The 15,400-nt window shown below is 46.5% G+C and carries 9 protein-coding genes; 3 read left to right on the forward strand and 6 right to left on the reverse strand.

Annotated elements, in window-relative coordinates:
• Positions 1–47: 47 nt before the first annotated feature.
• The 5 genes from ACXHJ1_RS04430 to ACXHJ1_RS04450 form a co-directional block, all read right to left on the reverse strand.
• Entirely contained in the window at positions 48–1,199 is a 1,152-nt protein-coding gene (locus tag ACXHJ1_RS04430) for a response regulator (RefSeq protein WP_457905673.1), read from the reverse strand.
• Positions 1,200–1,357: 158 nt separating this feature from the next.
• Positions 1,358–4,498, reverse strand: coding sequence for an ATP-binding protein (locus tag ACXHJ1_RS04435; protein WP_457905674.1), 3,141 nt, complete (start codon positions 4,496–4,498; stop codon positions 1,358–1,360).
• Positions 4,499–4,658: 160 nt separating this feature from the next.
• The gene (locus tag ACXHJ1_RS04440; protein ID WP_457905675.1) at positions 4,659–8,060 is read right to left on the reverse strand and encodes an S-layer homology domain-containing protein; all 3,402 of its coding nucleotides are present in this window, start codon (positions 8,058–8,060) and stop codon (positions 4,659–4,661) included.
• Positions 8,061–8,537: 477 nt separating this feature from the next.
• Positions 8,538–9,203 (reverse strand): methionine ABC transporter permease, encoded by a 666-nt coding sequence (locus ACXHJ1_RS04445; protein WP_016818825.1) that lies wholly within the window; start codon positions 9,201–9,203, stop codon positions 8,538–8,540.
• Complete coding sequence (locus ACXHJ1_RS04450; protein WP_016818826.1) at positions 9,200–10,222, reverse strand: methionine ABC transporter ATP-binding protein; 1,023 nt, start codon at positions 10,220–10,222, stop codon at positions 9,200–9,202. Before ACXHJ1_RS04450 ends, ACXHJ1_RS04445 begins: the two co-directional genes overlap by 4 nt.
• A 268-nt stretch (positions 10,223–10,490) precedes the next feature.
• Between ACXHJ1_RS04450 and pdaA the strand changes: the two genes are divergently transcribed.
• Both pdaA and ACXHJ1_RS04460 read left to right on the forward strand, forming a co-directional pair.
• A complete protein-coding gene (gene pdaA / locus ACXHJ1_RS04455) occupies positions 10,491–11,288 on the forward strand; it encodes a delta-lactam-biosynthetic de-N-acetylase (RefSeq protein ID WP_016818827.1) in 798 nt (265 codons plus the stop codon).
• A gap of 161 nt (positions 11,289–11,449) precedes the next feature.
• A complete protein-coding gene (locus ACXHJ1_RS04460) occupies positions 11,450–12,217 on the forward strand; it encodes an HAD-IIB family hydrolase (RefSeq protein WP_457905676.1) in 768 nt (255 codons plus the stop codon).
• A gap of 72 nt (positions 12,218–12,289) precedes the next feature.
• On the opposite strand, the gene ACXHJ1_RS04465 is transcribed toward ACXHJ1_RS04460, so the two are convergent.
• A complete protein-coding gene (locus ACXHJ1_RS04465; protein WP_457905677.1) occupies positions 12,290–13,990 on the reverse strand; it encodes a glycoside hydrolase family 13 protein in 1,701 nt (566 codons plus the stop codon).
• Positions 13,991–14,260: 270 nt separating this feature from the next.
• Here ACXHJ1_RS04465 and ACXHJ1_RS04470 point away from each other — a divergent pair, with 270 nt between their 5' ends.
• Entirely contained in the window at positions 14,261–15,352 is a 1,092-nt protein-coding gene (locus tag ACXHJ1_RS04470; protein ID WP_457905678.1) for a hypothetical protein, read from the forward strand.
• Positions 15,353–15,400: the final 48 nt, after the last annotated feature.

The raw sequence follows: 15,400 nt of genomic DNA on the forward strand, positions 1-15,400 counted from the left end.
ACCTTTTGAAGTGGTTTTTGAGCGGCTACCTGAAACAGTACAACAGTCTACGCAGGTAGCGTCTGTGTTTTCAATTGTACGTACAACTGGTGTGTCACCTGCTGCGGCTCAATACCCAACTCATCTTCCAGTAAGCTGACGAAGCTTTCATAATGCTTTTGAGCAGCTATATACTCTCCCAGTTGGGCATAAGCAGTCAGCAGCAAACCGCAGATATCATCTGAATAAGGTTCCCGCTGCTGTAGGTTGAGCAAGCGCTGGACAGACTGCCGGGCACGACCTGAACGGAGCTCTTCTCTAGCCAGTTCTGAAGCACATGCCAGATACATATTGCGCAGCTTTTCTCTTTTTGCATACGCCCATGGGTAATCGTGCTCCTCCAGATAATTGCCACGGTACAGGGCCAACAGGCTCTCGATACGCGGCGTACCGCCGCTGCCAGATGCCGCCCATTCGGAAATTCCCCGCTCGAATAGCTCCACATCTGTAACCCAGCCATTACGGTTCAAACGATAGCGATCCAGATTGTACTCCAGCTTCGTATCTTGCATCCGTTCTTTCAGCGCCTTGCGAATTTGGTAAATGGACGTGTGTAGATGAACAACAGCCTTGTCCAAATGATATTCGGGCCACAGCGCATCCAGCAATTGCTCCTTGCTAACCCATTCCCCTTCATGGTGTAGTAAAAAGGAGAATAGCTCCTGCGACTTTAATGTACGCCATTTGAATGGCTTTGCTCCCACGGCTCCTTGTCCATCCTCCAAAATTTCAAGCCTTTGAAAACAACGTACTTTGGGTAATTGCTCTGCTGCGACGACCAAGCTGGAAGGACGGGAATCTGCCAGCGTGGCTACAATCCGATCCAACGTTTTATTAAGCCGCCGGGCATGAACAGGTTTTAACAAGTAATCCAGTGCTTGCAATTCGAATGCTTCAATAGCATATTCCGAGTACGCAGTCACAAAGACGATATGAATATGCGAGTCCAGCTGTTGAATCCACTCGGCGGCCTCCAGTCCGTTCATCTCCGGCATTCCGATATCTATAAAAACAATATCCACACGTTCTGCCGCCAGATGATCCAATCCAGCTTGTGCAGACGTATATTTGCCCATGACCGTTAATCGTCCGTCCGCCTCCAGCAACCGTTCCAAGTAGGTTAGTGCCGACCTCTCATCATCAATCAATATCGCCTTCATCTGTGTCCGCGCTCCCTTCCTGCTGCAACCATCCATTACATTGCTCCATGACCAAGCTGTCTGCTTTACCATCCGATTTTTAATTTCTTATATTTTATATATCGTATAAACTCGGGCGCGACATTAGCTTTTTTCGGCAGATGCACTGTATTTTTTATTCATTCACTAGGGCGAGATAAGGTCATTTCCGGCACACGGAAGCTTACTGTCGTCCCTTGCATAGGATTGCTTTCAATCTCCAATCCTTCTCCATACATATGGATCAGACGGCGATGGATATTACGCAGCCCCACACTGGAGGATACATGCTCCTCCGACAGTAAGTGTCGCAGTCGCTCTGGCGGAATCCCTACGCCGTCATCGGTCACGCTGACCACAAAATCGGCTCCAGCCTCTTGTACAATCACCCGCACCGTTCCACCTGTGGCCCGCTGCATTACACCATGTCGTATTGCATTTTCCACAATGGGCTGAATGCTTAATGGCGGGATCAGCGACCGGATGTTCCTCCCTACCTCTATAGTCACCTGCAAACGTTCTTCAAAACGTGCTTTTTCCAATGCCACATACGATTCTACCAATTCCAGTTCCTTGCATAGCGGAACTGTATTCTCCCTGTTCTGAAAATCAAAGCTTCCCCGCAAATACTGGCTCAGCTCCATGAGCAGCTCCGCTGCTTTGTCCGGGTCTACCGCTACGGTCGAAACAATGACATTTAATGCATTGTACAGAAAGTGCGGCTTGATTTGTGCCTGTAAAAAGGCCATTTCCGAACGCACCGCTTCCTCTGCCGAATGGCGCATGTTCAGCAGGGTGCGCACACGCGCCTTTAATTCCTCAGCATCAACAGGCTTACGTAGAAAGTCATTGGCTCCAGCCATGAAGCCTGCACGGATATCGCCGGGCAGGTCGCGTGCCGTCAGCAGCAACACGGGTAGTTCGGAGAGAGAATACCGTTCGCGAATCCGTCGGCACAGCTCAATACCGGACATTTCTGGCATCATCCAGTCCGTAATGACCAGGTCAAATCGGGTACGGCTATTCAGCAGCTGAAGCGCCTCCTCAGCATGTTCCACAGCCACCACACTACAACCTGTGGTGTATAACAGCTCTTCCAACACCCGAAGGTTAACCTCATCATCATCTACAGCCAGCACTCTGTAAGGAACATTCCTTACTTGCTCCAATCCATCTTCTTCAAGCGGATTCACATCCTGACTCGAGGTCACACCAGGCTGCAATATAACCTCAGACAAAACATTTTTTTGAGCTTCATGTGCCGACGTACCAGTCTCCGCTAAGGGCAGTGTAAAATAAAAGGTCGAACCTTTACCCAATCTGGACTCTACTCGGATATGGCCTCCATGCAGCTCCACCAGACGACGGGTTATGCCTAACCCAAGCCCAGTTCCACTATATCCTTCGTCCTCAGCATTCGCCCCTCGGTTAAATGGTTCAAATATGTGCAAAAGATGGTCTGGGGCAATACCTGGTCCGGTATCCTTCACACTAATTTCCATTTCGCGGTTCCTGGTCTTGGCAGAGATTACGATTTCGCCTTCCTCCGTAAACTTCATCGCATTCCCCAATAAATTGTATAAGATCTGATTCAGGCGATGTTCATCTGCATCCACCTTAGGCAACGAATTAGGCCATTCTTTGACGAATTGGAGCTTTTTCTTACCTACCGAATGACCCAATACCTCCAGCACAGAGTTCACTGCAGCTTGTACGTTTACAGGCCGGCGGTTTAAGGCTAATCTTCCATTTTTCAAATTAGAAAAATCCAAAATATCGTTAATCAAATAGGAAAGCCTGCGCCCTACATTCGCAATCAAGGCCAAATTGTGCTTTTGCGGCTCATTGAATTGTGTCCCATAGCGGTCTAGCATGGATTGAGCAATATTAATAATTCCATGTAGAGGAGTGCGCAGCTCATGTGACGTGTTCGCCAGAAATTCGTCCTTTAACCCATCCAGGGTTAGCAACCGTCGTGACAGGTTCTCTACCTCCATGAACGAATATACAAAACGTTTGGCCAGCAACAGCGTTTGAGCCAATACGAATATGAGCATTTCATAGGCTGTTACCCCACGTACATCTCCCCATCCCAGAACATACACAAAACTGGTCACCACAATCATAAGAATGCTCATAATACTAATGACTAGCAGTGCAGCATCGTCCGTACGTTGAACAAGTCCACGAATTAGGATCAGTAATACATATCCCACACTGACTACACCAAAAAGAAGGATAAACGCTTCAAAGGATGAGAGTACCAGTGTAGGCAACAATAGCCCCATACCCAGCATCAGTGCGGTTGTAATACTATAGAGTCGCAGCACGATTCGATTCATAACAATCTGCGTCGAAAGATGAACATACCTGATTAAAAAATAATAGAACAGCGTTGAAGAGAACGACTGTATTTTTAATATCCATTCATAAGGTAAATACGGCATGCCCCAGACTAGCAGCTTCTCTCCATGTGTCAGAATGTAAAATAGTGCCGCGACGCAAAAGCATGCTAAGTAAAGCAAGGCCTTCTCTTTTTTACGTAAAAGGTACAGCATGATAAAAAATACAGTAGGGATAAAAAATCCTGCGACTAGTACGGTGTCCTCCGCCATCGCTACTTCCCGGCTATGCGTAATACTGGCATAATCCCCAAACAGCAGCGGATAAATGATCCCGCCGGAGGAATAGCTGTAATTAGCCACATGCACGGTAATATCAGCCGAATGTCCATCTACTGCAGCAAATCCAACAAAGGGGGCGTTGCCCTGCTCGCCCTTGTCGGCTGAAACGGAGGGAACACCACTCGCACCCACCTCTGCTCCGTCAATCCATACTCGGCTGGAGTTGCGAATGTTTTGCATATGGATGCCGTACAGATTTTCCAATTTTTCAGGTAACAGTACACGAACATGATAGGTTCCATATCCAGTCGCCTGTCCCCCAGGCATCCACTGATTCCATCTACCAGGCACATCCACAATTTTGGCGGAAGATCCGGTGCCTGATCCCAATTTGGAGGAGTTTCCACGATTTTCCCAATCCTGATCTCGCGTTTCCTGAAAAGATGAAGGCTGCAAAAGTTGATTAGGATAAAACTCCCACTCTCCTCCCAACTGTACAGCGCCTTCCTTGTCGGGGTCCCAATTACGCAAATCAATAACACCGTTGTGAGCTTTCCAATGACTGTTTCCGGATAATACACCCGACACTAACGGATACACCGGCAACGCAACCGCAAGCAGAAGTATAATAAAAAATAAAATACCCTGTTTTTTCATAAATCCCCCGCTCTTTTCAATAACGTCTATCTTTTTGTATCGGTTATTCTATCCAGCTACATTAGAAGCGTTGTCCATACAAAAAGGGACGCCCGCCGCAGATAAAATCTGTGCGGAATCGTCCCCTTCTATACATCCTTGTAGTTCCTAACTTTTCCTATTAAGGAATCAAACCGTCATCATTGCCACCGCCAGGAATCGATCCTGAACCGTCGCCGCTTCCTGTTCCGCTGCTATCGCTTGGCGGTGTTGCTCCACCATTGCTGTCGCTGCTTCCTGTTCCGCTGCTATCGCTTGGCGGTGTTGCTCCACCATTGCTGTCGCTGCTTCCTGTTCCGCTGCTATCGCTCGACGGCGTTGCTCCACCGCTGCTGTCGTCGCTTCCTGTTCCGCTGTTATCGCTCGGCGGCGTTGCTCCACCGCTGCTGTCGCCGCTTCCTGTTCCGCTGCTATCGCTTGGCGGCGTTGCTCCACCACTACTTTGTTGCTGGCTGTCTATAAAATCTTTATACTCCTGAATCGCATCTTCCAGATTCATATAATTTTTCTTAACTTCCGGCATAGGATAATACGGGTCCAGACGATTGAATGCATCCACTACTCTGTGAAAGTAGACCGTCGTAGGATCTGTACCATTTACTGTAATTAGATTGTTCGCAATGTTCTTGAGCTCTTGGATGTCAAGATCAGTTACGATCCATTTGGATTGGTAGTTCGAAATCGCCGTAATCAAATCTGTGTTAGCCTGATCTACCTGCAGCTGTGTAATATACGGAGTATTAAGCACAAGGTTTGCCTGATTAATTTGTCCTTGAAGTTCTACGTTATCTTGTTCGGTATAATGACGACCGAACGTCTGAACCTCATTATTAGCTATACTTATGTTGAAATTTAACAACATGGTATCCACTGCTATTGGTGCAGCATACTGGCTCTGTACCCGTTGCAGCTCCTCGTATACGGGAACAACGTCTTGCAATTCAAAGCTGGACATCCCCAAGAAGATGGAGGCATGCTCTGAAGCAAAAGACAGGGCTTGTTGGGCTTCAGCGCTTAACGCTCCTGAGTTTTGCAACAAAACTTCATTGATCGATGTCTGCATTTCAATGATTTCGTGTCTCAATTGTAGCCTTTTCTCGTTATATTTTTCAATATAGGTCTCTTTAGCCTGACTTAATTGGTTATAAGAGATCACCAATTGCTCCTCGGGAGTAAGCGGAAACATGAGTGCAAAGTGGGCTTGCATTGTTTGTTGATCTAAAAGCTGCATTTCCGTATTCAAGTAATTACGAGCCACAGGGTTAGACAGCAGCTTGAGTTGAACATCTTGAACCAACTGCTGTAGTTTTTCACGAGCTGTAGCAGGCTCTGGGGCGTTGAACTCCGCAAGCCTTTGACTCAGTTCCGTGTTCAAATTCAATACATCCTGCTGCGTCATAGCGGTGTGCATCTTCTCTGTATATTCCTGAATGAGGTTGTCTAGTTCAGTATTTTGAGAACCACTCTGATCGTAGATAACCTGCGCTTCTTGTAAAGTATTTTTAAGCACTGAGAAGTCCGCTGCTTGCAGTGCCAGGAATGATTCTGTGGCACCTTCTATTTTTTGTGTCCATTCCTCCAACTGCTCAGTTGTAGATAATGGATTCAGATATACTTTTGATCCTTCCCTCACTATGGACTTGTAACGCGCTTTGTCCGTTTTCAAATTCTCCACACGATCCGTTACATCGAGAAAATGCAGATAGGTATCTCTGAGTTTTACTGATGCTTTGTATACCTTGATTACTCGACCCAAGCTTTCTACTTCCCGATCCACAATATTCTGAGGCGCATTCCCTTCCAACACATTGTTGCCAAATCGAATCGCTTGACTTAGTGAGTCATCCCAGAGAGGCGGAAATTCGTCACCAATCATTCGATTTTGTTCAAGGGTAGTCGAAGCTAACTGAATCAGTCTAGTTAATTCCTGTGTTCCAATCACCGGTTCTGTGGCTGAGGCTGTGTACACAGAAACGTCCTGTTTCAATGTGCTGAGCGCTTGGTCTACTTCTACTTGTGTAGCTGCTGTATTGTTTAGTACCAGCATAGCTTGATGGATGGCTATGGACAGGTTTTCCTTCGCTCCGGCTGGGTAAAGTGCTTGATCCGTTCCACCCTCGCCTGCACGCTCCAGCAGTTCTTTGGCTGCATGGACTTCTGTCTCCAGCCGACTGCGGTCTACGCTGATAATGTCACTGTTGTGTTTTTTCTTATCTTTGCTGTCTGTATCCGTGACAACCGCTCCAGTAGAGGACGATTTCGTCGTACCATTCACGAGACTAACAGCTTCTTTCATCGCATTATAGTTGATAATAACATCCTGTGGCTGTTTTTGTTCCGGCAGGTTAAGCTGGCTGATTGCTGCTCCCTTAGCCAACGTAATAAAAGGAACGCCCACATATTGAGATGCATCCAGCAAACCAATACTACCGTTAACCAACAGCTTGCCAAGTCCCTGTTGCAATGAAACACGACTAATCGCGGCATTACCTTCGGTCACGATCGATGCATCATTTTTCAGCGTCAAGTTGTCAATCTTTGTCGTCCCGGTTGCTGTCAATTGTGCATCTTGAGAGCCAAGCTCAACACCAGACCATGTCGTATTTTCCAAAATGGCTGATACCGGCTGGGTACCTGAGCCTTTGATTTCTAATACGCCTGTGGAGGACATGTTTTTCAAGGTTACCGAACCATTGACGATTAGGCGCCCATCAAAAGACACACCCTTACCGTCAAATACGCCACCGTCTGCGTTAATTTCCAGCTTATTTACACCTGTGAGTGTACGCAAATTACGGTTAAGATCGATTTTTGCCCCTTTTAATACCGCTTTATTATTTTCACCGAACAAACCTTGCAAAGATCCTTCCAGCTGGTAAGGGATATTTCCGATTCGAACCGTATTGCCCTCTGATTTCACTTCTCCTACTGGATGATCCAACAGGCTAACAAATACTTCGGCACCACTCTCCCGGTTCAACGGATTTTTCAAATCTGTTGCAGAAGCATCCTCTGATAATAGACCATAATTGCGAGCTACCTGAACTGCATTTTGCTGTGCGTCCGCATTACCTGCATCCTGCAAGTCCATTGCGCGTACTAGCGAAACGATCAGTTCTTCCTTGGTAATGGCATCCCCCGGACGGAACAGTTCTCCGTTGCCTGTCATATACCCGGCTGCACGTACAGCCTCAATATAGGGAGCACCCCATGCATCCGAGGATACGTCCATAAAAGAAGTTTGCGGCTGATTGTTAACTTCCAACTGGAACAGACTGCACAAAATTTTAGCCGCTTCGGCGCGGGTCAAATTCTTTTGTGCCATAAAATCGCCCTGATTACCACCTGTCATCAAACCCAAAGTGCGAGCTTGTGCTACAAATCCAGTTTCACTTTGCGTATCTGCTGTCGCTGCATAAGCAGTCTGGGTGCCGCCCATCCAAGGCAGAGATACAATGGAGCCTGAAGCAATCCCCAGCACCATTGCAGATGCAATCCATTTATTTCGATTTACAAGTTTCAATATTTTCACTCCTAGACGCTATTTATTGGCATATATCCTGTTATATCAAAGGCTTTAGTCATGTTTAGTTCTACGATTTATGCAACCAAGGAACTATGCTAAAAGAATTATACGAAACCCCACTGAACCGATTCTGAACAATTAGGCCTATACAACGTGTTTCGTAGAATATTGCTTGACTTGGAGCTAACTACACATGGCCTAATATGCTTGTATTCATTTAATTTATTGCTGCGAATGGTTATTTAGACAGAACTAGCGAGGATGGGTGAGACGGTGGAAAATGACTATGACCGTTCTAATATAAGAAATGACAAGAACGCCCTATCCATTGATATAGGGCGTTCTTGATCAGAAATGAGGAGGTGAAATCTAAATATTTGCAATTTGCTCATAGTGAGCGAGGATGCTCTTGGATAATGGAATAATGCTAAAACCTAACATGCCAACTACATATGTGAATATCCGTTTTGTTCATTAACCCCTGCGTGCTTTGCGAGAGAGCAGGTTGCCCAAGGATTGAACCCCTTGTACAAACACGACTAGAATGACGACGGTTATGAGCATAACCAGCGTATCAAAACGTTGATAGCCATACGCTATCGCCAGATCACCAATGCCGCCGCCGCCGACCGCACCAGCCATAGCCGTTGCACCAATCAGTCCAATGGCGGCTGTCGTTAACGACAAAATCAGAGAACTGAATGCCTCGGGCAGCAAAAAGTATCGAATGACCTGAAACGGAGTTGCTCCCATCGCATCTGCTGCCTCCAATATCCCCGGATTGACCTCCAACAGCGAATTTTCGACCAGCCTACCGATATAGGGTGCTATATAAATAATTAAGGGGACAATCGCCGCACTGGTCCCAATGGATGTATGCACAATCAGACGGGTTAACGGAATGATCGCGATCAGCAAAATAATAAACGGTAAGGAACGAACAATGTTAATGATCGGATTTAAAATACTGTACAGCCATTTGTTCTCCAAAATTCCGCCTGGACGGGTGACGACGAGTAAAATACCGATAGGGATACCAATTAGAGCGCCAATAAATAATGATATGCTGACCATGAGCACGGATTCATACAAAGCTTCCCACAGTTGATCCCAAGTTATCGTGGTACCTGTAATCATCATAGACTCTCCACCTCCTGAATATGAACTCCTTTGCTCTTGATAAAATCAACAGCCTGCTGAACGGCATGCTGCTCACCGCGCAATTGAAGTGTCATATAGCCAATCGTCGTTTCTTGAATCTCCGTCATGTTGGCAAACAAAATGTTCACATGGATATCGTGCTTCCGAATCAATTCATGAACCACTGGGTCGGAAGCTGCCTGTCCGATAAATTCCAGCTTGTAGATGCGTTGCGACTCTTGCTGCTCGAACGTTTGCAGTACACTATCCGGCACTTGATCATGAATAACTGTGCGTACAAAGCTTTGCGTCGTTGGATGCTTCGGCTGTCCGAATACCTCCAGCACGTTGCCCTGCTCAATGATTTCTCCCTTTTCCATGACGGCCACCTTATTGCAAATCCGCTGAATCACCGACATTTCATGGGTAATGATCAAGATGGTGATCTTGTATTCCTTGTTGATTTTGCGAAGCAAATCAAGAATAGACTGCGTGGTCTGCGGATCAAGTGCCGAGGTTGCCTCATCACAGAGCAAAATGGACGGGTTGCTCGCAAGCGCCCGCGCAATCCCGACACGCTGCTTTTGCCCGCCGGAAAGCTCGCTGGGATAGCTATTTGCCTTATCCGATAATCCTGTGAATGCCAGCAACTCTGTTACACGCCTCTCAATTTCCCGCTTGTTGCGCTTGAGCAACACCAATGGAATGGCAATGTTTTCGAATACTGTTTTCGATTCCAGCAGATTAAAATGCTGAAAAATCATTCCGATCTTTTTCCTTACTTTTCGCAGCCCGGAGGTCGAATAGGCATTTAAGCTCTCCCCTTCGACAAGAACCTCACCAGTCGTTACTTTCTCCAGACGATTGACCAAACGGATAAGCGTACTTTTCCCTGCACCACTAAATCCGATAAAACCAAAGATATCTCCTTTATCTACTGTGATATTTATATTTTTTAACGCTTGAATGCTTAAGCCTTTTCTTACATAGGTTTTGGATACATTCCTAAGTTCAATCATAGCTCCTAACTCCTTCCGCTCCATCAAGTATGTAAGATCTCTCTGAGTTGATTTCTTTCCTATGGCATGAATACTCGAATTAAATCCGAGTATTTTAGTAAGTTTTATAGAGTATACTACTTCGATTTTATATTGATGTCAATATGTGTTTTAAGTTTGGTGCAAGCATTTCTTTCTTTGCATAAATGAACATGATATTGCAGATGGTATGGAATATGCCGAAGTATACACATCTTACCCGAACCGGGGCGGAAGCGGAGGAACATAGATGAAGCGAATATTGACCTTGTGGCTATGCATTGCAATGATGGGAATGTCCACAGTTATGGGAGAATCGGCATCAGCTACCCAAGCTGTGGACGGACAACCGTATCATTTTGGGTTTAAAAAAAGCAAGGGCGGCGAGCTGCCCTCCATCGCACAAGAAGGCTTTATGCACCTGATTGAAAGACAAGGCGGCATCTTTTTGGGGGATACGACTAAGAAAGAATTATTTCTTACTTTCGACAACGGTTACGAAAATGGATATACTCCCAAGGTACTGGATGTATTGAAAGCGAAAAAGGTTCCGGCCGCCTTCTTTGTTACTGGGCATTTTGTAAAAGACCAACCGGATTTAATGCGCCGCATGGCGAGTGAAGGCCATATTATCGGAAACCATTCATGGAGCCATCCTGATATGAGCACCATCTCTTCGGCAGAGATTCGATCTGAGCTGGATCGGGTACGAACTGCATCTGCAGAGCTGACCGGGCAAAAGGAAATGAAATATGTCCGGCCACCGCGTGGCATTTTTAATGAAAAAGCATTGGCATCCTGTCGAGAAGCCGGATATACGAGTGTGTTCTGGTCGGTAGCCTACAAGGATTGGGACACGAATATTCAGCGAGGAACGGACTATGCCTATCGCCAAGTCATGCAGCAGCTCCACCCTGGAGCGGTCATTTTGCTCCATTCCGTATCCAAGGATAATGCCGAGGCACTTGGCTCGATCATTGACGAGGCTCGTAAGCAAGGATATGAGTTCAAAAGCCTGGATGACCTTAAAGTTAAGCATTATCACTAAAAATAGCTCTAACTTAATGACTTAATACCGTCATCAGCCCGATCCACATCTGCTCTAGCAGACAGTGTGAATCGGGCTTTTTAGTTTACGAATAAGGAAGGTCATGGATATAATGACGTAAGAAACGATTTGGAGAACACTTTTTTGGAGGTACATCTATTATGCACTTTGTGTTTGATTTGGATGGGACGATCTGCTTCAAGGGGCAGTGTGTGTCGGATAAGATTGCAGGCTGTTTGGAACAGTTAACTCAAGCGGGACATGAAGTCATTTTTGCCTCGGCACGACCAATCCGCGACATGCTGCCTGTACTTCCTGAACGCTTTCACAACTATACCCTGATTGGCGGTAACGGCTCAATGATCTCCCAAAATGGCAGTGTAAAATACGTAGAGTCCTTTCTTCCGGAAGTACAGAATGCTCTGCTCCCACTGCTGGAGGAACACCAAGCTACCTACTTGATTGACAGTGAGTGGGATTATGCGTATACAGGCCCAGCTGATCATCCCATACTCAACAATGTGGATGTTAGCAAGTTGGCGCAAAAGCTGCCTTTGGCGGCCCTGAAATCTATTGTAAAAATACTCATTTTAACTGCTGACGATATGGAAGGCTTGGCTGCTAAGCTTCTACCGCTGGGTGTGGTCATTCATCAACACCGCAATGAACAGGTACTGGACATTAGCCCACAGAATATCCATAAATGGAACGCGCTTCAGAAGCTAGGTGTGCAGCCTCGTCAATTTATCGCCTTTGGTAATGATGCGAATGATATTCCAATGTTCAAAGAGGCACACCATGCCATCATGATTCATCATCATGCTGAACTGGCTGCCTACGCGACTGAATCTATCCCTAATGAGGGGGAAAATCAAGAAGAACGGATTATCGCCAAAATACGCGAATTGGCTGAAACAGTAACTGTGTAGTCCAACGCTAAGGAAGGGGAGGCTCCTCTATGAGCCTCCCCTTCTTTTTAGCATCTTAAGGATGACAAACATTTATTTTAAGGTTAGCTTATACACTCTAGCTTCATAAGGGCGCAGCTTCAAAGCGTGCAAATTTTCTCCTTTTACCGGTTCATAGTTGGAGAGAAGCAGCTCCGCCTTGGCGATAGGAAACTCCTCACCGTCGGGCCAGTGGAACACTGGATCACGGTCAAAAAAATTCAGAATGACTAGCAAACGCTCTTGTCCCAGCATGCGCGCAAATACATACAGTTCTGTATCAAGTGGCAACAACAGCTTGTATTCGCCATAGACTATGACCTCATGTTGTTTGCGCAGAGCAATCAACTTGCGATAATAGTGATAAATCGAGTTCGGATTATTTCTTTCCGCCTCTGCATTAATGTGCGTGTAGTTATCATTAATTTTCATCCACGGCTCTCCATCGGTAAATCCGGCTGCAGGTCCGGCATTCCACTGCATGGGAGTGCGTGCATTATCCCGACTTTTTCGCCAGATCGCGGCCATAATCTGCTCCTCTGGCTCACCGACCTTTCGTTGCTGCTCATAATAATTCAATGTTTCTACGTCCCGGTAATCATCAATCGACGGGAAGGCAATATTCGTCATTCCAATTTCCTCACCCTGATAAATATAAGGCGTACCCTCAAGCATATGTGTGAAGGTTGCCAGCATTTTAGCTGATTCCGCACGGTACTGGCCATCATTCGCAAAACGCGAGAGAGCCCGCGGTTGATCATGATTGTTCAGATAATTGGCATTCCATCCTTCCTGATGAAGCACCGTCTGCCAACTACTCATTATTTTTTTCAGTTCCACCAGCGTCCACGACTTGTACTTCCATTTTTCCGTTCCTAACCCTTGGGCATCAATAAACATGTGCTCAAACTGGAACACCATATTCAGCTCATGCCGCTGATCTCCCACATAATCCAGTGCCTGCTCTGGCCCTAAACCGGACGTTTCACCAACCGTCATTAAGGGATAACGCTCCAGTACCTTTTCGTTCAGCATCCGTAGAAGTACATGTACCTGTTCAAGGTTGGAAAAGAGCTGATAGGCACGCACCAAGGTTTGTTTGTCAGGATTATGCGCATCCGGCAGTCCTTCGGCTTTGACAATATGGGCAATGGCGTCAAAGCGGAAGCCATCGACTCCCTTTTTTAACCACCATTCCACCATACGATAGAGTTCACCCACCATCTCTTCATTTTCCCAGTTCAGATCCGGCTGATGCTCGGAATATAGATGCATGTAATATTCGTCTGTAAGCTTGTCATATTTCCATACAGAACCGGAGAAATACGATTCCCAGTTGTTCGGATATCCGCCATTTTTGCCTGTTCGCCATATGTAGTAGTCCCGCTTCGGATTATCCTTGGACGAGCGTGACTCCGTGAACCACGGGTGCTCATCCGACGTATGGTTTAATACCAAATCCATCATAATTTTGATACCTCGTTCATGCGCCTGATGAAGGAGTTCATCAAAATCCTCCATCGTTCCAAACTCATCCATAATGGCATAATAATCGCTAATATCATATCCGTTATCGTGATTGGGCGACTTATATATCGGGCAAATCCAGATCACATCAATACCCAGCTCAGACAGATAATCCAGCCGAGACAAAATGCCGCGCAGGTCCCCTTTTCCGTCTCCGTCAGAATCCTGAAAACTGATCGGGTATATCTGATAAACAACAGCTTCCTTCCACCATATTTTTTTAGGCATGTTTCCCTCCTGTATCTTCTCTGTACATCCAATAGCTTATGCTCTTAACATACACGCAATACCTGTATGCGAATCGTCGGTGTAGGAAAATGAGGGACTTGTAAGCTTGCTTAGGTACACAAGCAGAGCTGCTATAGCCTACGATATGTTTTTTTTAATTTTTTTTGAAAAACAGGTTGTATACATGGACTTGGCGTTACCTATATTTATGAACTACCCATATACTTGAACCCAAAGCGGTGCCATTCTTGAATTTAGGGAGGAATTGATATGAACCATCGACCCAAGGAGCCAAAGGATCTGATTGTGGAAACTGCTGTGATCCCGCCCAACATCCATGTGGATGTGGAGTCAGCCACTGAGGGGGGAACACGCCGCCTGATGCTTAGTGATAACCCGGAGACGCTTACCCACGTGACGGTACCTACCGAGCAAGCCACTTTGTGGCATGATGTGGTTCACACCACCACCCGGACAGTCAAGCACCGAATTTTCGGCTGGCATTATAACAAAATCGGCAGCTCTGTTAAACTGGGGATCACCATAGAGAATAAAAGCACGGCCCGCCTGGAAGTACGCCATATTGAACGTGCCCTGGAGATTGTACCTGAGGATGGCAACTGGATTATTGATGTCGGGCAATCTATTGCCAAAAGCTGTTTGGCGGGTACGATGAAACGTCTGAAGCCAGTAGACCGTCACAAATTCGGCAGAGGCACCGCCTTGCTGGAGGAATTTGAGCTACCCGAAGGATCACTGGCCGGATTCGTCTATGACCTCACGGTAGAATATGCCGAAGGCCACGGTACGCTGGACTATGTGATTCGCACCGTAGTCAGCAAAGATACGCAGACTGATCTGCGCGAGATTCATGAGGATGCGCTCCCTCCTGTACCCCCTCCACAGGCGCATCCACGGGGCGTATGGTCCTTTTCTGAAACAAATGCGCGTATGCCGGAGTATGTAGTAGGAGAAAGCGCCAACTACCGAGCATGTGCCACTAAGAAACTGAACGGCGAAACTCCTGCCGATCTACTGTTTACAGGGGAACGCAGCGAGCTGGGGCCTGCGCTTGATAATCGCGGACAATTCGGAACAATATATAACGCAACCATTCCTATCGTTAATCACAGTAGTGAGGTACGTACCGTACGAATTTACGCCAATCCACGTGGAGGTGCATTCGCCGGGTCTGTACGCGTAGATGGTCATGTATACGGTATCCCCTTGCTACAAGATAATACCAAGGTATGCCGACTGACTGACATCCGCGTCCCGCCTGGCCAGTCGAGCTATTCTCTTAGCTTCATGGTTGCAGGTAGCGCGACTACTCCGCTGGGTTTATACGTGATCACACTATAATCGTAATAACATTAGATGGACACATGGGTCGCCTCAATAGTGCAAAGA

It is taken from the genome of Paenibacillus sp. ALE2, assembly GCF_054113385.1.

Bases quoted from the DNA above. Each gene is read 5' to 3' on its own strand.
- ACXHJ1_RS04435 (WP_457905674.1), bottom strand. From the start codon at position 4,498: ATGAAAAAACAGGGTATTTTATTTTTTATTATACTTCTGCTTGCGGTT.
- ACXHJ1_RS04445 (WP_016818825.1), bottom strand. From the start codon at position 9,203: ATGATGATTACAGGTACCACGATAACTTGGGATCAACTGTGGGAAGCT.
- pdaA (WP_016818827.1), top strand. From the start codon at position 10,491: ATGAAGCGAATATTGACCTTGTGGCTATGCATTGCAATGATGGGAATG.
- ACXHJ1_RS04450 (WP_016818826.1), bottom strand. From the start codon at position 10,222: ATGATTGAACTTAGGAATGTATCCAAAACCTATGTAAGAAAAGGCTTA.
- ACXHJ1_RS04430 (WP_457905673.1), bottom strand. From the start codon at position 1,199: ATGAAGGCGATATTGATTGATGATGAGAGGTCGGCACTAACCTACTTG.
- ACXHJ1_RS04470 (WP_457905678.1), top strand. From the start codon at position 14,261: ATGAACCATCGACCCAAGGAGCCAAAGGATCTGATTGTGGAAACTGCT.
- ACXHJ1_RS04460 (WP_457905676.1), top strand. From the start codon at position 11,450: ATGCACTTTGTGTTTGATTTGGATGGGACGATCTGCTTCAAGGGGCAG.
- ACXHJ1_RS04465 (WP_457905677.1), bottom strand. From the start codon at position 13,990: ATGCCTAAAAAAATATGGTGGAAGGAAGCTGTTGTTTATCAGATATAC.